Source organism: Corynebacterium sp. H130 (assembly GCF_037572395.1).
Classification (GTDB): Bacteria; Actinomycetota; Actinomycetes; order Mycobacteriales; family Mycobacteriaceae; genus Corynebacterium.
The window spans coordinates 81,270-104,922 of sequence record NZ_JBBHLA010000005.1; the positions used below are offsets into that span (position 1 = coordinate 81,270).

Annotated in this window: 20 protein-coding genes; 13 read left to right on the forward strand and 7 right to left on the reverse strand. The window is 58.6% G+C overall.

What is annotated here, in order from left to right; all coding sequences use genetic code 11:
* The first annotated feature begins 6 nt into the window (after positions 1 to 6).
* From WG939_RS10210 to WG939_RS10235, 6 genes are all read left to right on the forward strand, one after another.
* Complete coding sequence (locus tag WG939_RS10210; RefSeq protein ID WP_339985404.1) at positions 7 to 273, forward strand: hypothetical protein; 267 nt, start codon at positions 7 to 9, stop codon at positions 271 to 273.
* Between the two features lie 82 nt (positions 274 to 355).
* Complete coding sequence (locus tag WG939_RS10215) at positions 356 to 1,249, forward strand: nucleoside hydrolase (protein ID WP_339985406.1); 894 nt, start codon at positions 356 to 358, stop codon at positions 1,247 to 1,249.
* Positions 1,234 to 2,301, forward strand: coding sequence for an ATP-binding cassette domain-containing protein (locus WG939_RS10220; protein ID WP_339985409.1), 1,068 nt, complete (start codon positions 1,234 to 1,236; stop codon positions 2,299 to 2,301). Before WG939_RS10215 ends, WG939_RS10220 begins: the two co-directional genes overlap by 16 nt.
* 106 nt (positions 2,302 to 2,407) lie before the next feature.
* Positions 2,408 to 3,064 (forward strand): ECF transporter S component, encoded by a 657-nt coding sequence (locus WG939_RS10225; RefSeq protein WP_339985771.1) that lies wholly within the window; start codon positions 2,408 to 2,410, stop codon positions 3,062 to 3,064.
* The gene (locus WG939_RS10230; RefSeq protein WP_339985411.1) at positions 3,061 to 3,666 is read left to right on the forward strand and encodes an energy-coupling factor transporter transmembrane component T; all 606 of its coding nucleotides are present in this window, start codon (positions 3,061 to 3,063) and stop codon (positions 3,664 to 3,666) included. Before WG939_RS10225 ends, WG939_RS10230 begins: the two co-directional genes overlap by 4 nt.
* Before the next feature lie 255 nt (positions 3,667 to 3,921).
* Complete coding sequence (locus WG939_RS10235) at positions 3,922 to 4,848, forward strand: hypothetical protein (RefSeq protein ID WP_339985413.1); 927 nt, start codon at positions 3,922 to 3,924, stop codon at positions 4,846 to 4,848.
* A gap of 93 nt (positions 4,849 to 4,941) precedes the next feature.
* Here the strand turns inward: WG939_RS10235 and WG939_RS10240 are convergent, their stop codons facing one another.
* Both WG939_RS10240 and WG939_RS10245 read right to left on the reverse strand, forming a co-directional pair.
* Positions 4,942 to 6,291 (reverse strand): amino acid permease, encoded by a 1,350-nt coding sequence (locus WG939_RS10240; protein WP_339985415.1) that lies wholly within the window; start codon positions 6,289 to 6,291, stop codon positions 4,942 to 4,944.
* A 97-nt stretch (positions 6,292 to 6,388) separates the two neighbouring features.
* Positions 6,389 to 7,195, reverse strand: coding sequence for a hypothetical protein (locus WG939_RS10245; RefSeq protein ID WP_339985417.1), 807 nt, complete (start codon positions 7,193 to 7,195; stop codon positions 6,389 to 6,391).
* A gap of 121 nt (positions 7,196 to 7,316) precedes the next feature.
* Here WG939_RS10245 and WG939_RS10250 point away from each other — a divergent pair, with 121 nt between their 5' ends.
* Positions 7,317 to 9,341 carry a DEAD/DEAH box helicase gene (locus tag WG939_RS10250; RefSeq protein WP_339985419.1) on the forward strand — a complete coding sequence of 675 codons (2,025 nt, stop codon included), beginning with the start codon at positions 7,317 to 7,319 and terminating at the stop codon, positions 9,339 to 9,341.
* A gap of 247 nt (positions 9,342 to 9,588) precedes the next feature.
* Here the strand turns inward: WG939_RS10250 and WG939_RS10255 are convergent, their stop codons facing one another.
* Genes WG939_RS10255 through putP form a run of 3 tightly spaced genes read right to left on the reverse strand, consistent with a single transcriptional unit; the run spans position 9,589 to position 12,262 of the window.
* Entirely contained in the window at positions 9,589 to 10,044 is a 456-nt protein-coding gene (locus WG939_RS10255) for a DUF2269 domain-containing protein (protein ID WP_339985421.1), read from the reverse strand.
* A 3-nt stretch (positions 10,045 to 10,047) separates the two neighbouring features.
* On the reverse strand, positions 10,048 to 10,671 hold the full coding sequence (locus WG939_RS10260) for an HNH endonuclease family protein (RefSeq protein WP_339985423.1): 624 nt from the start codon (positions 10,669 to 10,671) through the stop codon (positions 10,048 to 10,050).
* 46 nt (positions 10,672 to 10,717) lie between these two features.
* A complete protein-coding gene (gene putP, locus WG939_RS10265) occupies positions 10,718 to 12,262 on the reverse strand; it encodes a sodium/proline symporter PutP (protein ID WP_339985425.1) in 1,545 nt (514 codons plus the stop codon).
* A 191-nt stretch (positions 12,263 to 12,453) separates the two neighbouring features.
* Between putP and WG939_RS10270 the strand changes: the two genes are divergently transcribed.
* The 4 genes from WG939_RS10270 (at position 12,454) to WG939_RS10285 (ending at position 20,113) form a co-directional block, all read left to right on the forward strand.
* Complete coding sequence (locus WG939_RS10270) at positions 12,454 to 15,522, forward strand: DEAD/DEAH box helicase (RefSeq protein WP_339985427.1); 3,069 nt, start codon at positions 12,454 to 12,456, stop codon at positions 15,520 to 15,522.
* Positions 15,523 to 16,323 carry a hypothetical protein gene (locus WG939_RS10275; protein WP_339985429.1) on the forward strand — a complete coding sequence of 267 codons (801 nt, stop codon included), beginning with the start codon at positions 15,523 to 15,525 and terminating at the stop codon, positions 16,321 to 16,323.
* 67 nt (positions 16,324 to 16,390) lie between these two features.
* The gene (locus WG939_RS10280) at positions 16,391 to 17,509 is read left to right on the forward strand and encodes a metallophosphoesterase family protein (RefSeq protein WP_339985431.1); all 1,119 of its coding nucleotides are present in this window, start codon (positions 16,391 to 16,393) and stop codon (positions 17,507 to 17,509) included.
* Positions 17,510 to 17,512: 3 nt separating this feature from the next.
* Positions 17,513 to 20,113 carry an AAA family ATPase gene (locus WG939_RS10285; RefSeq protein WP_339985433.1) on the forward strand — a complete coding sequence of 867 codons (2,601 nt, stop codon included), beginning with the start codon at positions 17,513 to 17,515 and terminating at the stop codon, positions 20,111 to 20,113.
* Positions 20,114 to 20,160: 47 nt separating this feature from the next.
* Here the strand turns inward: WG939_RS10285 and WG939_RS10290 are convergent, their stop codons facing one another.
* The gene (locus WG939_RS10290) at positions 20,161 to 20,685 is read right to left on the reverse strand and encodes a YceI family protein (RefSeq protein WP_339985435.1); all 525 of its coding nucleotides are present in this window, start codon (positions 20,683 to 20,685) and stop codon (positions 20,161 to 20,163) included.
* A gap of 254 nt (positions 20,686 to 20,939) precedes the next feature.
* On the opposite strand from WG939_RS10290, the gene WG939_RS10295 reads away from it, so the two are divergent.
* Both WG939_RS10295 and WG939_RS10300 read left to right on the forward strand, forming a co-directional pair.
* The gene (locus WG939_RS10295) at positions 20,940 to 21,401 is read left to right on the forward strand and encodes a MarR family winged helix-turn-helix transcriptional regulator (protein ID WP_339985438.1); all 462 of its coding nucleotides are present in this window, start codon (positions 20,940 to 20,942) and stop codon (positions 21,399 to 21,401) included.
* A gap of 111 nt (positions 21,402 to 21,512) precedes the next feature.
* Positions 21,513 to 21,746 carry a PspC domain-containing protein gene (locus tag WG939_RS10300; RefSeq protein WP_339985440.1) on the forward strand — a complete coding sequence of 78 codons (234 nt, stop codon included), beginning with the start codon at positions 21,513 to 21,515 and terminating at the stop codon, positions 21,744 to 21,746.
* A gap of 54 nt (positions 21,747 to 21,800) precedes the next feature.
* Here the strand turns inward: WG939_RS10300 and WG939_RS10305 are convergent, their stop codons facing one another.
* A complete protein-coding gene (locus tag WG939_RS10305) occupies positions 21,801 to 23,579 on the reverse strand; it encodes an Ig-like domain-containing protein (RefSeq protein WP_339985442.1) in 1,779 nt (592 codons plus the stop codon).
* Positions 23,580 to 23,653: the final 74 nt, after the last annotated feature.

A 23,653-nucleotide genomic window follows, 5' to 3' on the forward strand; every position in this document is an offset into this window, starting at 1 on the left:
GTAGCTATGTCACGCGTGCAGACGAATTTTGTGGTGCCTTCCTTTTCTGACTTGGCCACCAGTGAGTTTCTTCCGGATATCCTCGCAGCGCTAACGCTGGAGGAACTTGCCCTATTTCTAGAAGTTCTTCTGGCAGAAGGGAAAGGGGAGTACGCCGTCGAAATGCTTCAAAGTTGGGTGAAGCTGGACGGGGATAGCGCCTTTACGAGCGAAAATGGCAGGGTAGAGGTCATCGCTGGTTCTGGTGCGCGATTGTGTTTGGAGGTCGGCTGACAACCTTTGGCCGTCGATAAGCGTGGGTGGGTTGATCGCAACTAAACTCTTGGGGCAGTAGCTTCGCTAAGAAAGGGCCACCGTGACTCCAGCTGTTCTCCTCGATTGCGACACCGGCATCGACGACGCCCTCGCCCTGGTTTACCTGGCTGGGCTGCATCGGGCTGGCGAGATTCGGCTCGTCGGGGTGACCACCACAGCGGGAAATACGACGGCGGAGCAGGGCGCGATCAATACGCACTTCGTGCTGGAAAAATGCAACGTCACGGACGTGCCAATAGCAGCAGGACAAGCAGGACCGCTGGAGAAAGAGCTGGTCACCACCCCAGAAACCCACGGTGATGCAGGACTCGGATATCTCACGCCGGAGCCAGTTGAGGTGAAGACCAACTGGCAGCAGTTGTGGCGCCAACAGCACGACCACCTGATCATCACAGGTCCCGCAACCAATGCAGCGATGTGCGACAGTCCCGCCCAGAAGACCATCATGGGTGGCGCCTACCTATACCGCGGCAACACCACCCCGGTAGCCGAATGGAACAGCTGGGTCGACCCGGACGCAGCCGCCGAGTTCTTCGCGCACAACAAAGCAACGGTGTGCTCCCTCGAAGTGACCGAACAATTCACCATTGACCCACAACGGCTGGACGAGATTATCGCCGCTACCAGCCATCTTCCGATCTCCGGATACCTGCCGGACATGCTGCGGTTTTACTTCGAATTCCACGAAGTACAAGGCGAAGGTTACCTCGCGCAGATCCACGACCTGCTCACCTGCATGATCGCCTTGGGAAAGGTGCCTTGTGACGGGGTGGATGTGACTGTAGACGTCGATAAGCGGGAAGGCCTCACCCGCGGGCAGACCATCGCCGACTTCCGCGGGCACTGGGGCAGGGAAGCAAACGCGCACCTGGTCACCTCGGTGGATATCGAGGCGGCGCACGCAGAATTCCTCCGGGCGTGCCAGCTGCCATGATCCACCAATACCTCGGCTACTCCGGCTCCGGGCTGACGCGCCGGGCCAAAGAGCTGGCAAAACAGCAGGGCGCGGCGTACGTTTCCTCGGTTGCTGAAGACCACCTGTCCTACGTGCGCTCCACGGTGATCGAAGAGATCGCAGTGGGGATGGAGCATCGCGGGGTGGATCGCGAAGAGATGCAACAACGCTGCGAAGATATCGCACAGCAACTCGGCATCACCCACCTGCTAGAACGCAACCCGCTCACCCTTTCCGGCGGTGAACTACGCAAACTCACCATCGCCTCCGTACTCGTGCTGGAACCAGCGAACCTTGTGCTCGACGACCCATTCGCAGGCCTCGACCACGAATCCGCCACCGACCTGCGTGAACTCCTCGCCACCCTGCCCACCACTGTCACCCTGTTTTCCACCCACCAGCACTATCCAGACCTGCCCGTAACACTTATCGGCGATGACCCCCGCACCCCACCACAGCTGCCTGCGCGTGTGCCAACGCAGACCGGGGTCGCACTCGACGTGGAGCTGACCGGCACCCGCGGAACGAAAAAGAAATGGTTGCGACCAGCCCGCACCGACTTCCACATCGGCCCAGTTCACATCCACGTTCCGGCAGGCGGAGTCCTCTGGCTGCGCGGCCCCAACGGTTCAGGGAAGACCACGCTGCTGCGCGCGCTAGCTGACCGGGACGACTGCGCATACATGGTGCAAGACCCCTACGACGCCCTCATCCACACCACAGTCGGTGCGATGGTTCCGGAGCCGTGGCTTTCGAAGTTGGCACTGGACGCTACTGTCCACCCTTTTGACCTGTCCACCACAGATATGAAACTCGCCCAACTCGGCGCAGCCCTTGGAACGGGGCGTTTAATTCTGCTGCTGGATGAGCCCGATGTGGGGCTAGATCCCCGTGGCACCACGCTGTTCCTCCAGGCACTTTCCGAACATCTAGCCACCCCTGGCGCTGGCGCCGTGCTGGTATCCCACCAGGAAGAATTCGCGGAATTGTGTAGCGTCTTTGCTCCGGTGAACCAACTGGTTTTAGAATGAGCTGTTCCCCGAGGTGACATAGGGGGCTAGTCACTGTACTTACTAGGGGATTACTGTGTCACGCATTTTCACAATTTCGGGCTTCGTTGTCATTATCGCCACGTGGATGTACCTCGTCCTCGTGCGCCCATCGTCCTGGGAATCCGTCGGCGGATCAACGGAGGCACTAATCACCCTGGGCGGATACCTGCTCGGCGTGGCGCTGCTGCTCGCCGGCGCAATTCCTAACCTCAGCGCTCGCACACTTACCCTCATCCCGGTCGCGCTCGTGCTGAACATGGTGCTGGGCCAAGTGATCGGTTCCATCGGTATTCCGCTGTACCTCGACTCCATCGGCACCGTGCTCGTCGCCGTTCTCGCAGGTTCCGCCGCTGGCCTGGCAACCGGTGCGCTGAGCTCCGTAGTCTGGGGACTGCTGAACCCAGCAGCCTTGCCGTTCGCCGTTATCAGCGCTCTGACCGGCCTACTCGCCGGATTGGCCAAGGAACGTGGCCTCTTCGATCGCATATGGACCTGGATCATCAGCGGCGCCGTCATCGGCCTCATCTGTGGCGCACTCGCTGCGCCAATCGCGGCTTTCGTTTACGGTGGCACCGCGGGTGTCGGCACTGGCGCGATCGTCTCCGCCTTCCGCGAAATGGGCAACTCGCTGCTCCAATCCGTGACGATGCAATCCTTCATCTCCGACCCCCTCGACAAAGCCGCCGTCTTCGCCATCGTCTACTACGTCGTCCGATCCCTCCCTGCCCGAGTCACCCAATGAACCCACTAACCATGTTGTTGTTGGCGCTGAGCACCTGGATTGCCGTGCTCAGCGTCAACGACGTGTGGTTTTCTCTTTCCATAGTTGTGGTCTCTTTGATCGCAGCTTGGCGACGCCTACCGGTCCTCCTCGGCCTTTGCCTACCGATGTTCGCGTCCCTCGCCATCATCCACGTGCCAAGCGGCCACTGGGATCTCGCCCTATCCCTAGGCATGCGTGGCTGCGCCCTCATCGCCAGCCTCCTCGCAGCCAGCGCCTATATTCGGATCTCCGACCTAGCCAAAGCGCTCCAATCCATAGGGGTAAATCAACGCCTGACCTATGTTCTGGGTACAGCATTGAACCTGCTGCCCATGGGGCGCAGGTACGCCTCGGCGTATTCGGTTTCTGGTCAGTCGGTTTTGGGTCGGGTTCGATACGTCATCTTTCCCCTCATCACGCGCATGCTCGTCCACAGCACGGGCCGACAATTGCCCCTTGAAACCGCCGGAGTCCTACTGCCAGGAAAGCGGACCGTTCTTCGGCCAGTCCCATTCCGAGCTATTGATTGGGCGGTGTGTGGTCTTTCAGTAGTAGGGGCGTTGGCTTCGGTGGTGGGGTAGGCGGGGCTGTCGCGGGGTCCGCGACAGCGATAATCTCCGTTAGATATTGGACGTGTAGCACTTTTGAAGTGGCCATTATCTAACGAAGATTATCGTTGGGGCGACGGACCGCCGACCCTAACTACCAGAATCCACGCCAACCCAAAAGCCCCGGGCCCCGCCTTCATGTGCCAGGCTGTGGATAACCCGACTTATCCACAGCCTTCCGCCGGGGGTGCTTCACTTCCTCCTCATCCTGTGCCAATAGTGCAAGGCATGAACTTTGAAGATCTTGCACCTGGCCAGCTGATTCATCTCCGAAAGCTCGATTCCGAAGCTCGTGCGATCTGGGAGCTCTCCCACAAGAGCGCCTTCATGTTTCTGGCTCGTGAGGTTGTGGTGAGGAAGGACTATTACCTGGACCTAGCGCCCTGGGAGCAATCCCGGGTCCGGGCGATTGCCGCGGGCATGTCGGTGTATCGGGCTGTGCTCGTCGGCAAGGCAGCGGCGCGCGTGTGGGGCATGCCAGTTCTCCGCGACGGTCCCGCCACCTTGTGTTTGCCCGGCGACGTTCCTGTTCCGCCACGCAGTCAGTGGTTCGCCGGTACGCGTTACGTCAATTGGAAGCTGCCGGAACATGATTTTGTGGTGAAGGATGGCGTCCGTGTGGCTATCCGGTCGCGTGTGATCTTTGATGTGTCGCGATATGGATCGCTCGCCGACGCCCTGGCCATCATGGATTACACCCTCCGCCACGGCCACGCCACCCGCGATGAACTCACGACCACCCTCGAGCGTTTCGCGGGGCTGCCGGGGATGAAGCAGGTGCGCAGGGCACTTGGGCTTGCCGACGGTCGAAGCGAAAGCCCACTCGAGTCCGAAGCGAGAGCGCAACTGATCGAAGCCTCCATCACCGACTTTGACCTGCAAGTTTGGCTTCTGGGGCGGTATCGAGTGGACATCCTCATCGGAGGGTTTCTGATTGTTGAGGTGGACGGGCTCGAAAAGTATACGGATCCAGCGGATTTGGTGAAAGAGAAGAAGCGGACCGATGCCCTCATCAATGCGGGATTCCAGATGCTTCGAATCACGAAGGCGAAATTGCGGACATATCTAGGAGAGGAGACGGCCTTTATCCGGGAAGTGCGCGAGCGGTTGGCGCTGGGGGAGCCAGTCACGCGGAGGCCTCCGCGACAGCGATAATCCCCGTTAGATAATCGCCACTTCAAAAGTGCTACACGTCCAATATCTAACGGGGATTATCGTTGCCGCGAAACGCGGGAATGTCCTGACTACCTACTTCTTCTCCGCCCGCACCGCGAAGTACAGGACGCTCATGATGAGGGTGAACACGACGCCGGCGATCAGTGCCAAGTGGAAGTCGGATTGCCAGATCATGATTCCGAAGGTGAACAGGATGAATGCGATGGCGAAGTACTGTCCGTATGGCCAGAACGGCACTGGGAACTTCAGCTCAGCGACTTCGGAGGCTGGCATGTTTCGCCTGGAGGCGACCTGGGCGAGGAGGATCATCAGCCAGACGAAAATCGTGGCGAAGGTAGCCAGCTCTGCAATAGTAGAGAAGATGGATTCTGGCATGTAGTAGTTCGCCACCACGCCCACCACGAGGACGATCAGCAGGCAAATGGTGGTCATCACTGGCACACCGCGCTTGGTCACACCCATGAACGCAGGTGCCTGGCCAGAACGAGCCATGCCAGTGATCACACGGCCAGCACCGAACAAGTCAGAGTTAATGGCTGAGAGCGCCGCGGAGATCACCACAACATTGAGGAGCGCGGCGGCCCAATTCACGCCCAAGGTGCCGAAGATCTGCACAAATGGGGACTGCTCGCCAGTAATAGTGCGCCATGGGTTGATCGAGACGATGAAGAAGATCGCGAGCACGTAAAACAGCAAAATACGCGCCGGGACAGTGTTTACAGCCTTCGGGATCGTCTTCTCCGGGTCTTCAGCCTCGGACGCGGTGACACCAATGATCTCAGTACCGCCGAAGGCGAAGAGCACGAGGATGAATGCGGAGATCATGCCGGTGACGCCGTTTGGCATGAAGCCGCCGTCGTTCCAGAGGTTGTCAATGCCCACGTGTTGATTGCCGTCGCCGAGGTTGAAGATCAGGATGGCTGCGCCGCCGAGGATCATCGCTACAACTGCGGAGACCTTAATAATGGTCATGCCGAATTCAAGCTCGCCGAACCAGCGGGCCGAGGCGAGGTTCGCAGCGCCAACAATAAGGAGGGTGACGGCTACCCACACCCACTGTGGCGTGTCAGGGAACCAGAATTTCATGTAAATCGCGATGGCGGTGAGGTCCGCCAAGCACACGATGATCATCTCGAAGGCGTACATCCAACCGGTGATGTAGCCGGACCAGCCGCCAAGGTGCACGCGTACATACTCTGCAAAGGACCCGGCGATAGGCATTTGGACAGCCATCTCGCCGAGTGCGCGGAGCATGAAGTAAACGACAGCGCCGCCGAGCAAGTAAACCAACAACACGGACGGGCCGGCCGCCTGGATTGCTCCGGCGGAGCCGTAGAACAGTCCGGTGCCGATCGCCGAGCCGAGGGCGATGAAGTGAATGTGACGGGCCTTCAGCCCGGCACCCTTGACGGTTGGGGACATGGGATTACCTTGTCTTCATAGAGAATTGTGACAGCCTAACTGTACATTTCTTCCGGCCTTCCGCATAAAATGCACCCGCTCGTCGATAAGCGCGGGGTTAGTGCGCGACGTTGGCGTGCTTTTCGACGACCTCCTGCAGCGCGGCAAACTTCTCGCCACCGCCATCTGGGGTGAAGGTGGTTTCGCCGGTTGTGCCGTCGTAGTAGATCTCGGAGTAGGTGGCTGGTCCGTCGATCTTTCCGTAGGCTGCGGCCATATCCTTGGCAAACTCGGCCTGCTTGCGGGAGATGTGGAAGACGATCTCGGATTCCTGTTCGCCGCAGGAGTAGGCGCCGATGTGGGCGGCGTAGTCATTGTCGAGGGCAGGATCAAGGGTGGCGAGGGCACTGGCCATGTCCTGAATATTTTTCACGCACTGGTCCACGGGAACGCGGTCGGTGTAGGAGGACAGCTCGTTGTCGAGGTGCGACTCGGTGCCCGCGAAGTGGTGGACGGTGTCCGGCAGGTCCTTCAGCTTCGTGCTTTCCTTCGCGAACTTCTCCCACGGCCCAGCAAGATCCACCGCAGGGTCCTCAAAAACGACCTCGGTGGAGGTGCCGTCGACCGTCACATGGACCGCCACTGGCTTGCTTGGGTTAGCGCGGTAGTCCTCCTGAGCCTTTTTGATCAGCTTTACGGACTCATCCGCCGTCATTTCGACCGACCAGTCGTCAGGATTAGCCCCGCCGATCAGTTTCATCAGGCGGCCGTCAACGTACACCTCTGATTCATTCACTTGTGCTTCTTTTTCCGTGCGACCGTCCTTGTCTTTTACGGAATCGTGAGATTCCGAGGATCCGGAACAGCTGGTCAGGGAAGTGGTGGCCAAAACTGATAGGAAAATGAGGGCAAGTGACTTTTTCATAAAATCGACTATAAATTCGCTTAATCTAGCGTGAGGGCGTCGTTGACGAATTGTTATCAATTGAGGGCAATTTTTGATTAACTTCGCAATCTGGCCCCAAGTGGCGTAGCGTGGTTAAGCGATGAGTAACACCGATAACGTTGCCAGCGGCGTAGAAGAGCTGGAAAATGTCACAACGTCGGAAACTCAGGAAACTTCGCTGGATGTCAATGACGACATCAGGGACGCGAACACTTCTGAGGACGACACCACGCAAGGTTTCGAAAACCTGGGACTGCCTGCAGAAGTGCTGAAGGCTATTGCCAAGGTTGGCTTCGAGACCCCGTCCCCGATCCAATCCCAAACAATCCCAGTGCTGATGGAAGGCCACGACGTCGTCGGCCTCGCTCAAACCGGTACCGGCAAAACGGCCGCCTTCGCGCTGCCAATCCTCGCGCGTATCGACGCTAAAGTCCGCGCGCCTCAGGCCCTCGTGCTTGCTCCTACCCGTGAACTCGCACTGCAGGTTGCGGACTCCTTCCAGCAATTTGCTGATCACCTCGGTGGCCTCAATGTGCTTCCGATCTACGGTGGTCAGGCCTACGGTATTCAGCTGTCCGGTCTGCGCCGTGGCGCCCACATCGTCGTGGGTACCCCAGGTCGCGTGATCGACCACCTGGAGAAGGGCTCCCTCGACATCTCCGGCCTGCGCTTCCTCGTCCTCGACGAAGCCGACGAGATGCTCAACATGGGCTTCCAGGAAGACGTCGAGCGTATCCTCGCTGACACCCCTGAGTCCAAGCAGATCGCACTGTTCTCCGCGACCATGCCAAACGGCATCCGCCGCATCTCCAAGCAGTACCTGAACGACCCTCGCGAGATCACCGTTAAGTCGGAAACACGCACCAACACGAACATCACCCAGCGCTTCCTCAACGTGGCGCACCGCAACAAGCTCGACGCCCTGACCCGCATCCTCGAGGTCACCGAGTTTGAAGCAATGATCATGTTCGTGCGTACCAAGCACGAAACCGAAGAGCTGGCAGAGAAGCTGCGCGCCCGCGGTTTCTCCGCAGCCGCCATCAACGGCGACATCGCTCAGGCACAGCGTGAGCGCACCGTCGACCAGCTGAAGGACGGTCGCCTGGACATCCTCGTCGCTACCGACGTTGCTGCCCGTGGCCTTGACGTTGAACGCATCACGCACGTATTCAACTACGACATCCCTCACGACACCGAGTCCTACGTCCACCGCATCGGCCGTACCGGTCGTGCAGGTCGTTCCGGCGAGGCAATCCTCTTCGTGACCCCACGCGAGCGCCGTATGCTCCGTTCCATCGAGCGCGCCACCAACGCGACCCTCGTGGAAATGGAACTGCCAACCGTCGACGAGGTCAACGAGTCCCGCAAGGCCAAGTTCGCTGACTCCATCACCGAGTCCCTCGAAGATTCGCAAATCGCGCTCTTCCGCTCCCTGGTGAAGGAATACTCCGAAGAGCACGATGTGCCTCTCGAAGACATCGCCGCAGCCCTGGCCACCCAGGCACAGGCTGGCGACGAGTTCCTCATGAAGGAACTGCCACCAGAGCGCCGTGACCGTCGCGATCGCTTTGACCGCGATGACCGTGGCGACCGAGGCGATCGTTTTGAGCGCCGTGACCGCGGCGACCGTGGTTCTCGCTTTGAACGCAACGGCGACATGGAGATCTACCGCCTCGCAGTGGGCAAGCGTCAGCACGTGCGCCCAGGCGCCATCGTCGGCGCCCTCGCGAACGAAGGTGGCCTAAACTCCAAGGACTTCGGCCGCATCACCATCGCCGTCGACCACACCCTCGTCGAGCTGCCAAAGAACATGCCAGCCTCCGTGCTGGAACGTCTCGCAGACACCCGAATCTCTGGCCAGCTGATTCACATCGAAGCAGCCCCAGGCGCAGACATGGGCCCACGTGGCGGCTTCCGTGACCGCGACTCCGACGGCCGTCGCAGCCGCGACGATCGACGCGGATACCGCGGCGACCGAGACCGTGACGATCGTGGTGGCCGTGGCGGATACCGTGGCGATCGCGATGATCGTGGCGGATACCGTGGCGACCGTGACGACCGCGGTGGTTACCGTGGCGGACGCGATCGCGACGACCGCCGAGGCGGATACCGCGGCGGACGCTAAAAAGCTGAAAAACATCCCCCATTTGGACCAGAATCCCGGCAAAATGCCAGGACAGGAGGTTCAAATGGGGGATGTTTTTGTGTCGGGAGGAAATCTTTCCCGTCTTTGGGCAAGCCTTCCTGGTTTTTTGCCGGAAAACCTGTCCTAAGAGGGGAGGTTTTTCCTCCCCTCCGAAATCTTTCCCGTCCTTTGGCACGCTGTCCTGGGGAAACGCCAGAATTCGTGCCCAATTAGGGGAAAGATTTCCCTAGATGAACATCAGTGCGGCGGTGACCAGCCACAGCAGCGCGAAGATGCCACCGAACATGGAGAGCTGGCCCTTGGCCTTCTTCCAGTCGGCGATTTCGGTTGCTGGGGTTTCTGGGTCGAGTCCGAGGGCTGCGATCATCTTCTTTTGGCGGGGGAGGATGAGGAAGAAGAGGACGGCCCAGGCCACTACGGACAGTCCGATGGCTGCGTGGAACTGGCCCTTGTCGAAGAGGCCCTTTTCGATGAATTCGCCGACGCCCAGCAGTGGGACGAGGAGCGAGAGCATGCCGTAGGTGTTGCTGATCTTGTGCAGGAGTGCTGCTGCGCCGCGTGCGTCGGCGTCACCGTTGTGTGCTGCGAGTGCCTTGACGTGGAAGGTAGAGGTAGCGACGGTGACTGGGCCGAGGAACAGGATGGCGGTCAGGATGTGCAGGATTAGCAAGTTGAGCTCCAAAGTTTAGGGACGAAACAACAGTTCACCATAGCAGGCTCGCTTCATGGTGGCGATGTCATCTTTTGGTAGGGGAAGCCCGTAGGTGGCTGCGATGAGGGCGAGCCTGCGGGCGTACCAGCATCGGGTGCGGAGGGTTGGTTGCCATTCAGAGGGCAAGGAATCGGATTTTTCTTGGTTTGCTGCAGCTGAGACGGCCACGAGGTTGAGGGGATCGTTGGCGAAGCGGGCGCGTTGTTCGGCGCTCCAGGAGTGGGCTCCGAGGTCCCAGGCTGCCCGGAGGGGGTAGATGTGGTCGATTTGGATGTCGTCGCCTAGTGGGGAGCCGGTGTAGGGGTCGAGGGCGGCTGTCTTCGGGACGGAGCAGGACGGGGAGACGGGGGAGGAAAAGGCCTGGGAGAGGATGAGGTCCCGGGTGGTGCAGCTATGGCCGTCGATAAGCGTGGGGGCCCAGTCGCCGAATTTGTCGCGGTCGTAGCCGTGCACCAGTTGGCGCTGCGGGACGGTGGGGACGTGCGGCAGGGTTTTGTTGAGCGATGGGGTGGGTGAGGGGTAGGTGGGGCGGTCGAGGATTGTGAGGATGAGCGTGGTGAGGACAAGGGAAATGAAGAAGAGGCGGTTTCTAGTCACACTTAGTTAGACTGCGAAACCGCCTCAAAAGGATCCTTCGAATTTGTTAGCGAAGCATCTCCGGGGTCAGGTCGCCCTTCTCGCGGGAGAGGGAAACTGCCTTGTCGAAGGTGTTGGTGATGTGGGTTGCTGGTGGTTTGGTCATGAGGGACACGACAACCATGAACAGCACGCTCGCGAGGACGCCTGGGACGATTTCGTAGAGGACGTCGGAAAGCGGGCTCTGGCCCCATGCGAAGGACACCACCGCGCCCACGACCATACCGGCGATGGCGCCTGGCACGTTGAGGCGCTTCCAGTAAAGCGAGGCGATGACCAGCGGGCCGAACGCCGAACCGAAGCCCGCCCAGGCGAAGCCGACCAGTCCGAGGATCGAGTCGGATGGGTTGATGGCCAGCACGCCCGCGACAACGGCGACGAGCAGCACAGACAGTCGGGACAGCCACATGAGGTTCTTCTGGCGAGGCTGGCGCTTGACGGTGATCATGTACAGGTCCTCGATGAGAGCGGAGGAGGTCACCAGCAGCTGGGAGGAAATCGTGGACATGATGGCGGCGAGGACTGCGGTGAGCACGAGGCCTGCGATCAATGGGTGGAAGAGAATCCGGCCCATGTCCAGGAAGACGGTTTCGAAGGCTTCCCGGTCAGTCACCTGGATGTCAGGATTCTGAGCGAAGAATACGGTGCCGATCATCGCGGTGAACACGGCGCCCAGGATGCAGAACAGCATCCAAAACACGCCGATGCGACGGCCAGGAACAGCATCGGAAGGCTTACGCATGGCCATGAAACGCACGATGATGTGCGGCTGGCCAAAATAACCCAAGCCCCACGCCATGTTGCCGATGATCGCGGCCAGGGAAACACCGGAAATCATGCTGAAGTAGTGCGGGTTGCCTTCGCCACTGGTGTAAGGGCCGTAGTCGTTCGTGGTCTGCCAGCCGAAAATATCCATCGGATTATCCAGCGCAATCAGGGCCATGACCGGCACGATGATCAACGAGCTAAACATGATCAGGCCCTGCACAGCGTCGGTGTAGGACACCGCGAGGAAGCCACCCACGAAGGTGTAAGCGACGGTGATCGACGCGACGATCAGCATGCCCGTCAGGTAATCGCCACCGAACGTGGACTCAAAGTACTTGCCGCCGGACACCATGCCCGAGGACACGTAGAAGGTGAAGAACACCAGGATGACCAGGGCAGACGTCACGCGCAGGATATGGGAGGAATCACCCAGGCGATTCTCGATGAAGCTCGGAACCGTAATCGAGTTCTTAGCAGCCTCCGTGTAGGCGCGCAGCCTCGGCGCGATCCACTTCCAGTTCGCCCAGCAGCCGATCAACAGGCCGATAGCGATCCACAGTTCAGAGAAACCGGCGACAAACAGTGCGCCGGGAAGGCCCATCAGCAACCAGCCGGACATGTCCGACGCTCCCGCCGACAGCGCGGCCACCGCCGGGCCGAGGCCTCGTCCACCGAGCATGTACTCGTCGTACCGCTTGGTTTGGCGGTAGCTCCAGTAGCCGATGGCGAGCATCACTGCCATGTAGATGATGATCGCAACGATGAACCAACTGTGTTCACTCACGGTAGGGCGTTCTCCTCCAGGGGCTTGTCGTATGACGTGGCGTTGCGCGGCAGCTTTGGGCCACGAACCTTCCGAGGAAGATCCACTTAATTATGCGTGGGACCGCATATAGCTAAAGTATCCTATCGTGCCCCGGGCGCCCTTTTGTCATTTTTGCAGCCCCCTGCCAAATAACTGGTAGAACCTTATATATGACCTCGCACCTGCTCCACGGATTCTGGACGCGTTCCTCCGGGCTCCATTTGTGGATTGAGCAGGTGGAGGGGCACAAAATTATGGTGCCCGAAAATCTCCCCGCAGATGCGTTACCTCCGCTGATCACGGCGCTTCTCGACGGCAAAAGCTTCCGCCACGTGCATAAAACAACGCTCCGCACTCCGAAGGGGAGGGAAGTATCCCTCGATATCCCTACTGCGGCCTACGCCCCACCACAGGCGGTCGAGTTGCTTGCCCAGTTGGCGATCTTCGACCTCGAGACTCCTGCTACCCCGATGGCGCAGCGGTCATTCATCGCCCCAGATTTGCTGTGGCTGATCAGGGCTTTCATAGGTCTGGAACGGTTTGTAAAAGCGGGCCGAGTGGTGCTGCGCACCCGCTGGGAGGACTCCAAGTGGTGGCCGCAGTGGCAATTGGCCACCGGTCTTGGTGAGCTCGGTTGGATGGCCGAAATGACGGCAGCTGCTCCTGGCGTACTCATCGCCAATGGCGGTTCCGGGGTGATGGAGGATTTGGCCGACGAGCTGCCACATTGGATCGCCAACGCGCTGCTCAAACCGCTTTATGAACTGCCGCGTCCGTACGCGTGGCACGACTTTGCCGATTCTCTGCTCAGCTCCACGCCTATTCGTCGTGGTGGTCCCCAGCTGGTCTCGCAGCTCAAGGCATGGAAAGAATCAATCGCAGGGGCAGACGTTTCCCTCGTGGTGATTGTTGAGGAACCCAAAGAGGAAAGCATCGCCCCTGATGATCGTGGGTGGATGGTTCGGGTGCAGATCCGTCTCGACTCAGATTCCCCGCAACCTATTCGCACCTCACAGCTGGATCCGGTGACCCGGAAGCTATTAGAGCGGCTTCAAGAACTTCTGGAAAACACGGCGCCAGTTCTCGCCGATGAAGCCGGCCGTTCGGACGCGCTCCTGCGGGACGGCACAGGTGACCTGGATGTTTCGCTAACGACCGAGCAAATGGTATCGTTTATTACCAATGACGTCGCCAAGCTGCGTGCCGCCGGTTTCGTGGTGCTCCTGCCAAAGGCGTGGGCAGTCTACGAGCCGAAGATGCGCCTGGAAACCACCGATCCTGGGGATAGGGCGATCGCCCCGACGAAGTCCCAGATTGGGCTGGAGCAGCTGGTTGAGTACAACTGGAAGCTTAGCTTGGGCGACGTTGAGCTCACCGAGGAGGAGATGGCCGAGCTCGTTTCCTCGAAGGCCGGGCTGATCAACCTGCGTGGCCAGTGGGTCATGGCGAACACGGATGCGCTGAACAAGATCTCCGCATACGTGGAGGAGCTGTCAAAAACCTCCCGGAAGTCGCTGAAGAAGCGCATGGAGACGGCCATGATGCGGGCCCAGCTCGCACGCGCCAACGGCGATCCACGAGCCGATGAATTCGAGCAGCAAGCACAGGAAATGCTCGAGCGGTTCAACAAGGGCCTGGAGGAGATCTCCCAGGTCAGTATCGCGCAGTTGCGCGAACTGGCCCTCAAACTAGCCGAAGACGTCCCCATCGAATTCACCGGCACCGGCTGGCACACGGCCCTCCTCGGCGGGCCCAACACTCCCGCACCCGAACGAGTCGCCATCCCCGACACCGTCCACGCCCAGCTGCGCGAATATCAGCGACGCGGCGTGGACTGGCTCGTGTGGATGAGCGCCACCGGACTCGGCGCCGTGCTTGCCGACGACATGGGCCTCGGCAAAACCCTCCAGCTGCTCACCCTGGTAGCAGTGGAAAAAGACAAATACCCGGACCGTGGCCCCACCCTGGTGGTATGCCCAACGTCCGTGGTTGGGAACTGGATGGCAGAGGCTGCACGCTTCGTGCCATCGCTAAAGACACTGTCCCACCACGGAACAGCTCGTCTCACGGGGGCGGAGTTCCTGGAGAAAGCCCGGGCATGCGATCTGGTGATCACGAGCTACGGCGTGGTCGGCAGGGACTTCAAACTCTTGGGACAGGTCGACTGGGATCGCGTGGTGCTCGATGAGGCGCAAGCGATCAAGAATTCCTCGACGAAGGCGTCGCAAAGCGTGCGTTCGCTGCCCTCGCGGCACCGCATCGCGCTGACGGGCACGCCGGTGGAGAATCGACTGTCGGAAATGCGGTCCATCCTGGACTTTTGTAACCCCGGTGTGCTGGGGTCGGCGTCCTTTTTCCGCAACCACTTTGCCAAGGCCATCGAGCGGGAAAATGATGAGATGATGACGCAGCGGCTGCGTGACCTCACTGCGCCGTTCATCCTGCGACGCCTCAAAACTGACCCGGCTGTGATCGATGACCTGCCGGAAAAGAGCGAGGAGATCCTAACCGTTGATATGACGGCAGAGCAGGCCGCGCTGTACACCGCACTGGTGGAGGACGTGAAGGAAAAGCTCGCGTCGGCGGAGGGGATCGCGAAGCGTGGCTTGGTGCTGTCCACCATTACCCGCATCAAACAGATCTGCAACCACCCGGCGCACTACCTGCAAGATGGCTCGCTGATGACCAGGCGTGGCAAGCACCGCTCTGGCAAGGTCAAGGCGCTGATGGATTTGGTGGCGACCTGTACGGAAAACGGGGAGAAGATGCTGATTTTCACCCAGTACAAGGCCTTCGGCGACCTCCTCGTGCCGTACCTGAGCGGGCGACTGAGCCGCGATATCCCGTTCCTGCACGGAGGCGTGTCCAAAACCGGGCGCGACCGCATGGTGGCCGAATTCCAATCCCCAGACGGTCCGCCTGCGATGATCCTGTCGCTCAAGGCAGGTGGCACTGGTTTGAACCTCACCGCTGCCAATGTGGTCGTGCACATGGACCGATGGTGGAACCCTGCGGTAGAAAACCAAGCGACCGACCGCGCATTCCGCATTGGACAGCGCCGCGACGTGCGCGTGTACAAGATGATCACGCGCGGCACCATGGAAGAATCCATTCAAGATATCCTGGACGGAAAGATGCACCTGGCCAGCGCCATTGTCGGCGCAGGCGAGGGGTGGATCACTGAGCTGTCCCCAGATGACCTGGCGCTGCTCATGAGTTACCGAGGGAGGGAATCGTAAATGTCGGTGCGCGCACGAAAAGACAATGTCATCTATGCCAACTTCGGTGGAAAGACCAGAGTAGAGACACCGCCACCGGCGGAAAAACGACGCACCGTCGGACTTTCCCACCAGCAGGCATTCATCAAAGAGATCTACGAGCTCCGCGCCGATTCAGGCAGGATTTCCCGTGGCATTGCCTACGCCCGCAATGGCAACGTCGTGTCTTTTGCCGTGCATAGAGACCGAATTCTCGCGTCAGTTGCAGGCTCACAGAACGACCCCTTCACCGTTGCCGTCGTTTTCCCTCGACGCGCCTCCGATGACATGCGCGCACTCACCACAGCGTTGCTCAGTGAACCCGGCTCGCTGGCGAATGCACGCGCCGGGCGGCTCACGCCGGGCATGGTCACAACCTTGCTCGCAGACGCTCCCACCGATGTCCGCATCCTCTGCGATTGCCCCGACAACTCTGATTGCTGCAAGCACGGGGTCGCTGCACTAGAGATTTTTGCAGACAAGGTAGGGCAGTCCCCGGCGATGCTCTTCGACATGCGCGGACTGAACTTCGCACAGCTCGAACGCACAATGCAGGAGGAAGCCCGCTCGCGCACTGCCTCCGTGAACGTTGACAACGAGCACTTTTGGGACGGCGGCGAGCTACCCACTTTGCCAAGCCCAAAGGTAGCTCCCGCCATCGACGACGCCGACCCAGACATCCTGCACAAGGCCATGCGCACCGTGTCCTACACGGCGGTGGAAGAGCTGCGGGCTGTGAGCGATTTGGAAGATCTCTACGATTTCCTCACTCGCCAACAATAAGGGCCGTGAGCAGGCATGTTCGAATGATTTCCGGATGGTGTCCGGGGCGCGTGATAGGAGTTGAGCCATGACAAACATTAGATTTCTGCACACCTCGGACTGGCAGATTGGAATGACCCGCTGGTTCCTCTCAGAGGAAGCTCAAGCGCGCTTCGACGCCTCCCGCTTAGCCGCCATCACACGATTAGGTGAGGTGGCGCGCGAGCATGACTGCGCCTTTATCGTGGTAGCAGGGGATGTCTTTGACGCGAACTCCTTGCACCCCCAAACCATGGGCCGAGCACTAGACACCCTCAAAGCACTACCTGTCCCGGTGTACTTACTTCCCGGCAACCATGATCCACTCACCGCCGATAGCATCTTCCACCGGACCGAGGCTCTGGAAAACGTGCACGTCATCGCGGATAGCACGCCCATCACGGTTGCCGAGGGAGTGGAAATCGTCGGTGCGCCACTACTTTCCAAACGCGCAGCCACCGACCTCGTTAGCCAGGCGCTCGCTCCGCTAATACCGTCCGGAACTACCCGTATCCTCGTCGGACACGGCCAGGTTGCCGCGCGCGGCGAATTCCGCCCCGACCTCATCGATCTAGCCACCGTCGAAGCCGCGCTTGCCGACGGGCGCATCGCCTATGTCGCGCTAGGCGATACCCACTCCACTGAATCACTTGGCTCCACTGGGGCAGTGTGGTTCTCTGGTTCCCCGGAAGTTACCGATTTCCGTGATCATGCCTCCATGTCCGGTGGCGAGAACAACTCGGGCAATGCCTTGGTTGTTGAGGTAGGTGATGCACTCAAGGTCACTCCAGTCAAGATCGGAACCTGGACGTTCGAGGCGCTGGATGAGGAACTCAATTCCCAGGAAGACGTGGCGGCCTTTCTCTCGAAGCTGCGAGCCTATCCAGATAAATCCCAAGTGGCTATTAAATATGGACTGCAGGGCACTCTGGATGTTGGGGCGTTGCGGGACCTCGAAACCGGTTTGGAGGAGCTTGAGCAGATTTTTGCTTCCCTTAAACCACGCGAGCGACGAATGGAATTGATGGCAGTCCCCACTGAGGATGACCTGGCCAACCTTGACATCACTGGCTACGCGCGGGAGGCACTGAAGGAGCTCATGGCTTCGGATGATCCCGCTGCTGACGCCGCCGTTCGACTCATGTTCCGACTAGCTCAGGGGGCCTAAGACATGCGCATTCATGACATTGAGATCTGCAACTTCCGCAGCCTGAAGCACTTCAAGCTCACCGATATCCCTGACAACGGTGTCATCGTCATTTCGGGAGACAACGAAGCCGGCAAGTCCACCGTGGTCGAAGCGCTCCAGTTGCTGCAAAACCCCAAGGTCAAGTTCGATTCCAACACCGCGCAGCTAAAGAGCATCCAAACCCTTGGTGATGATCAGCCAATTTTCGTATCCATGCGTGCGACCCTGGGGCCCGTGACTTTCCGCATTGCCAAGCAATACAAGAAGAAGACTTCAGCGGTACTGACTATTGAAGCGCCACGCCGGGCCGAGTACAAGGGCAAAGAAGCAGAAGACAAGTTCCGCGAACTGCTTTCCGAGCACCTTGATGTATCCCTCGCGCAGGCACTTTTGGTGCCTCAAGGTGAGGTAAATCCGGTGATCAACGCTGCCGGAATCCCCGCACTTGGTGCAGCATTGGAACAGCTCGATGGTGACGCCTCGAACACCGATGACACCGAACTAATGAAAGCAGTAGACGAGCGCTACCAGCGGTATTACACGCTGAAGGGTAAGCCTCGCTTGGAACTTGAGTCCGCTCAAAGTGAGCAGGATAAAGCGCTGGCGGAACTCGAGACAGCAGAGGCTGAGGTCCGCCGACTGGAGGACGATGTCGCCCACATCGAGCGCGAAAACCGCCGGCTTGCAGACGCTGCGGAAGCCATTCCCAACGCTAAGGCTGAGCTAGCTACGCGACGTGCCGAACACGAGAGCGCATTGCTGCAGCAGGCTGAGCTTGATAAAGCGATGGCGGCAGTACAAGCTGCTGAACATCGTCTTTCTGTTGCCATTGCTGCCCGGGAGCAACGGACGTTGCTGCAGACAGAATTGGTTGTCGCCAACAAGAAGTGCGTGGAACTAGGCGAAGCACTGGAAGACTTGCGTGCAGCTCAAGACACTCACATTCAGCGGATGGCCATTGCGCAGAAACAAGAGCAGGAGTCCACGAGCGCTGTGGCGCAGCTGCGACAGCAGCTCACTGTTGCGCGCCAGACTCTCGACCAAGCACGGGCCGTAACTGAACTTTCCAGCATCAAGGAAGTGCTGGCAGACCTCGACGCCCGTGATTCCGCGGTGCGCGAATTGCGCGAACGCATTCCGACGAACCCGGTCGAGGCCGCCACGATTCAAGCCCTCAACGAGGCCACACTCGCAGTAAAGATTGCCGAAGCAAAGGTGAGCGCACAGTCCGCAACTATTGCCTTGAGTGCCTCCAGCCCAACAACAGTTAAGGTGGCTGGAAAAGATGTCACGCTCGGCGAATGCAACATTGCGCTGACTGAAGAAACCAACCTGCAGATCGGTACAGTTTCCGCGACTTTTACCCCGGCTGCAGGTGGCGAGTCAGATAAAGCGCAGCTTTCTTCTGCTCGTGAAAAATTGCAGCATCTGCTGCGTGAGCTCGAATGTTCTGATGCCGATGAAGCACACGCGAAATTTGAAGCTGAACAAGAGCTGGTGCGTGCGTTGGACGCTGCGCTGCGCGAGCGGGATGTGGCTCTAGCGGGTAGAGACGAGAAGGCTCTTCGCGCTACAGCTGACGTGCTGGCTCGTAAAGTAGCTGAATCGGATCCGCACGAAGTAGACCTCGAAGCAGCAAAGCTTGAGGTTGAGAAGCTTGAAACCACGCTCGCCGAAGCTGAAAACGAGATGGAGGCTTCCAAGCGTGCTTTGGAATCCGAATCCAAGAACAACAAGATTGTTGAGCTCAAAGTGCAGGAAACCTACCTCGAGGCTGCCCAAAGTGAGAAAGAAAAGCTTGCCCAAACGCTCGCGACGGCTACACAAACAGAGCAGGAGTTGGATCAGGATGTCCAAACTGCCACCGCCCATGTAACCGAGGTTCAAGAGGAAGTTGAACGACTCAAGGCCGCAACTCCTGATATGCAATTGGTGAAGGGCCTGCTGGAAGGCGCCGAAGCAAAGCTGGAACAACTGCAAGTAACCATGCACAGCGCTGAAAAGAATATTGAGTTACGTCGTGGGCAGATCAACGCCGCCGAGGGCGCTGCCGAAGAACTCATTCGGTGCAGGGAAGCAGCGGAGGCTGCGCAGTATCGCTTTGATCGGGTTCTCGAACAAGCAAAGGGAATCGCTTTGCTGCGGGAGACGTTGCTGCGCCACCGCGATGAAGCTCGAGCCCGTTACGCTCAACCTTTCGCAGAAAAGCTGACTAGTTTGGCAAGCGTGCTTTTCGGGCCACAGGTCTCGTTTGAGCTGACGGATCAGCTAGACATCGAGCAGCGCATCCTCGATGACACTGCCGTCACGTTGTCTGATCTCAGCGGTGGCGCTCGGGAACAGTTGGGAATATTGACGCGCTTCGCCGTGGCCGAACTGGTGTCGGACCACGAGGGCGTACCAATCTTCCTTGATGACGCACTTGGCTATGCCGACGCTGAGCGACTTGCACGAATGAATTACCTGCTTGGGCTCATGGGTAAACAACACCAGGTATTTGTGCTTACCTGCATGCCTTCCCGCTATGCGGATGTGGTGGGCAAGCAAGCTTACGAAATGGCAGAGCTCAAGGCGGTGGAATAGCGAAAAGGCCAGGACGATTAGCGTCCTGGCCTTTGTGCTGGAGGTGATTAGCCCTGGCGAATTGCAGAGCCTTCGATCTCGATGTTGATTTCCTCGGCGAGGAGAACGCCACCGGTGTTCAGTGGGGCGTTGAAGTCAATGCCGAAGTCCTTGCGGTTGATCTTCGTGGTGGCTTCGAAGCCGAGGCGGGTCTGGTTGTAAGGGTCAACTGCAACGCCAGCAATCTCAACGTTAAGGGTGACTGGCTTGGTGATGCCCTTGATGGTCAGGTCGCCGGTCACGGTGCCTTCGGTGCCATTGATGTTGAACTCAGTAGCGGTGAAGGTCATCTCTGGGAACTGCTCAACGTTGAAGAAGTCCTCGCCACGAACGTGAGCGTCGCGGTCAGTGTTGCTGGTGTCGATAGAGGCGGTCTTAATGGTGGCGGTCGCGGAGTTATTCTCGCCATAGGAGAGGGAAGCCTCATATTCGGTGAACTCGCCGCGAACCTTGGTCACCATTGCGTGACGCAGCCAGAAGCCGATGCGGGAGTGGGTTGGGTCAAGAGCGTAGGTACCGTTGAAGTCAGACATTGTTTCTCCTTGAAAAAGTAATTATGGGGGACTGGTTCGTCCGTGGTACCCACACTAACCCATCAATGTTGACATGTCTACAACATTTACGGAATTATTTTCACAATGCTTGAAAGTGGTCATGTCAAATGTCACAATGATTTGGTTATTGTTGACTTTCTACATAGGCTATATGGCTAAATGTAGAAAGTAATTTCCAATAGTTTGCACCGCGAACATTTTTATGCAATCCCAGCTAGACAAGGTTGATAGCTATGACAACTAGCCCCCGTTGGCTCACTGACGACGAACAAGCTCTGTGGCGTCTCATTCTCGGTGGAATTAGGCACTTGGAACGAGGTATGGAGGACACGCTTCAGTCGGAGTCGGGACTCGGGGCTAGCGAATTTGCCGTCCTCGTAGTTCTTTCCGAGGCGGAACGTCGTTCACTACGACTTCGCGACCTTTGCCAGCAGCTTGAGTGGGATCGCAGCCGAGCTTCCCACCAGATCACCCGCATGGAGCGTCGAGGGCTCGTGGTCAAGGAAAAGTGCCCTGACGATGCACGTGGTGTCTTTGTAACCCTGACTGACGAAGGCATGAAGCGCCTGGAAGCAGCAGCTCCTGGCCACGTGGAATCCGTTCGCCGGATGGTCTTTGATCACCTCACTGTTGATGAAGCTGCAATGCTGAGCAAGTTCTTCGGCAAACTGATGGAGACCAATCCTCACGGATAAAAATCAGGGTGGACCTCAGGGTTGTACCTGATGTGGTCAGGTGGCGAAGTCGCAATACTGGAAAGTGAAAGAAGCGCCAAGGATTTCACTTCTCACGGAAAGGACCACGCCATGACCACCCCAAACAATGACTACACCCGCCAGGATGGAACCATCCCATTCCTCAACCGAAAGCTGCACCGCAGCAAGACAGATTCGATGCTTTTCGGTGTACTTGGCGGAATCGCTGAAACCTACAACATGGATGCGACTTTCTTGCGCATCATCGTCGCGGTAACCACGCTGTTCTTCCAGCCTATGGCACTGGTATACATCATCGCTGCATACCTAATGTGGAAGACCTAAAACGACCGACAAGCCCCTCCTGTGCGTCTAGGCAGGAGGGGCTTCTTGCTGTTTTTACTTAGCGCGTCTTGCGAGTTTGATCAATCCGATACCAACCAGCGCTAGCAGGCTACCTGCAAGAAGTACGAACGCAGAGTTGGCGCCGGTGTTGGCCAGCATGCGAGAGGTCTTCTGTGGCTGTCCTGTCTGCTGGGAAGCTGCCGGAGCAGGTGGAGCATTACGCACTCCCAACACGGCATCAGTCGGAGTTGTAGATGGCTCACTTGAGCCAGGGCTTCCTGGAATTGGAATCGGCAATGGGATTGGGATGATCGAATTGCCGGTGGTCGGGAATGCTGTGGTTACAGTTGTCGGTTGCGTCGGCGCGCTAGGGGTCGGTTCGCTAGAGACCGGCGCAGTGGAAGATGGCGCAGCGGAAGTCGGCTCCGTAGACGAAGTGGTCGAAGGTGCTGAAGAGGACACTGTGGAGCTGGTCGTCGCCACCGCCTGGAGGGTGTTGGTAAGTCGCAGTTGTACGTTGCTGGTTGATGCGATGGTCACTACTGCGGTCGCGCCGTCGTCAGAGATGGCAACGGATCCATCACCTGCATCGATGGTGGTGAACTTCGGGGTGTTAAAGGTGTAGCCGTCAATGGTCGGGAGGTTTACTTCGTGCAGTGTTACCTTCGTGCCAGCAGGTAGTTCGGTGCCACCGTTGGTGATCTTTCCTGCCGTGATGGTGTAGGTTTCCGTGCCGTCGAAAGAATCGGCGGGGGAGTCGATGATTGCCTCGACGGTGAAGGTGGTGTTCGCAGGAAGCGCTACCGAGCTGTCAGCCATCACTTTTTCGATGTCGAAGGATCCACGCGGAACACCTTCAATCGATCCGTCTCCGCCTTCTTCGCGAACGACCTTTTCGTACAAAGTCATGCCATTTACCGTGGCGGTGTTTTCAAAGCTGTCCTGGCTGTTCGCAGGTTTTCCGTCTTCAGTGACCGTGCGATAGAACAGGATGTAGATCTTGCTGTCATCCCACCCGCCAGTTGGCGCGGAGACGACGACGTCCGCGCTCGTCCGGGAGGGATCGACCGTGATGGACTGGATCGGCAGGTGGCTATCCGGAGACGGGTGCCACGGGTTGGTCTCGAACTGCTCCGGGGTCAGCTCATAGAAGCTAAAGTTGCCCGGTTCTTCTGGGAAGACGTGACCGCCACCGAGGGTGTCAGTGATGGTCAGCGGTGCGGTTCCAAGCTTTGCGACGTCCTCGCCCGAGATAATAACCGGCCAGACAAACTCGGTGTAGTTGTTTTCTGCCCAACCCCATTTTTGAGAGCCCGTGATGGAAGGGCTAACTGAGCCGACGATGCCGTCACCAGGTAGTGGCACCGTGACAAGTACTCCGTCCAGGATGAGTTCGACGGAGGTTTCGCCAGGTGCGGTGACTTCCTTGGCTTGAACTTCTATAGAAACAGTTCCGTTGACGTTATCCATGCCTGCGAAGGCGTCGTTAAGCGTGCATACCATTGAGGTTGGGGTGACTTGGCAGGTTCCGCCCTGGACGCCATCTGAGCTCACGAGGGGAAAGCTAAAGTTCTGGTCTGGGGAGATTTCGGGCGGGAATTCGATCTCGAAGGTTTCGCCGCCTTGGATGCCGTCTGGGGCGGACCAATCAAGGGTGAGTTGGGCGTAATCCCACTGTTGGAGCTGGTCCTTGGTCGTGGTGATCTGGGGATTGTCGAGAACGATATCGCCAACAGCTGCGCTGGCGCGGGGAGTGAAAGTAAGGGCTGAGACAATAACAAGAAAAGCTGTGAGGAAAACCCCAACAAACCTATTCGTAAGTGGCCGAGACACCGTCATTCCTTTCGCCTTGTACAGCATTGCGCAGCTGATATGCAGGAACACTTATGTGTTCTTGTCAACATCTC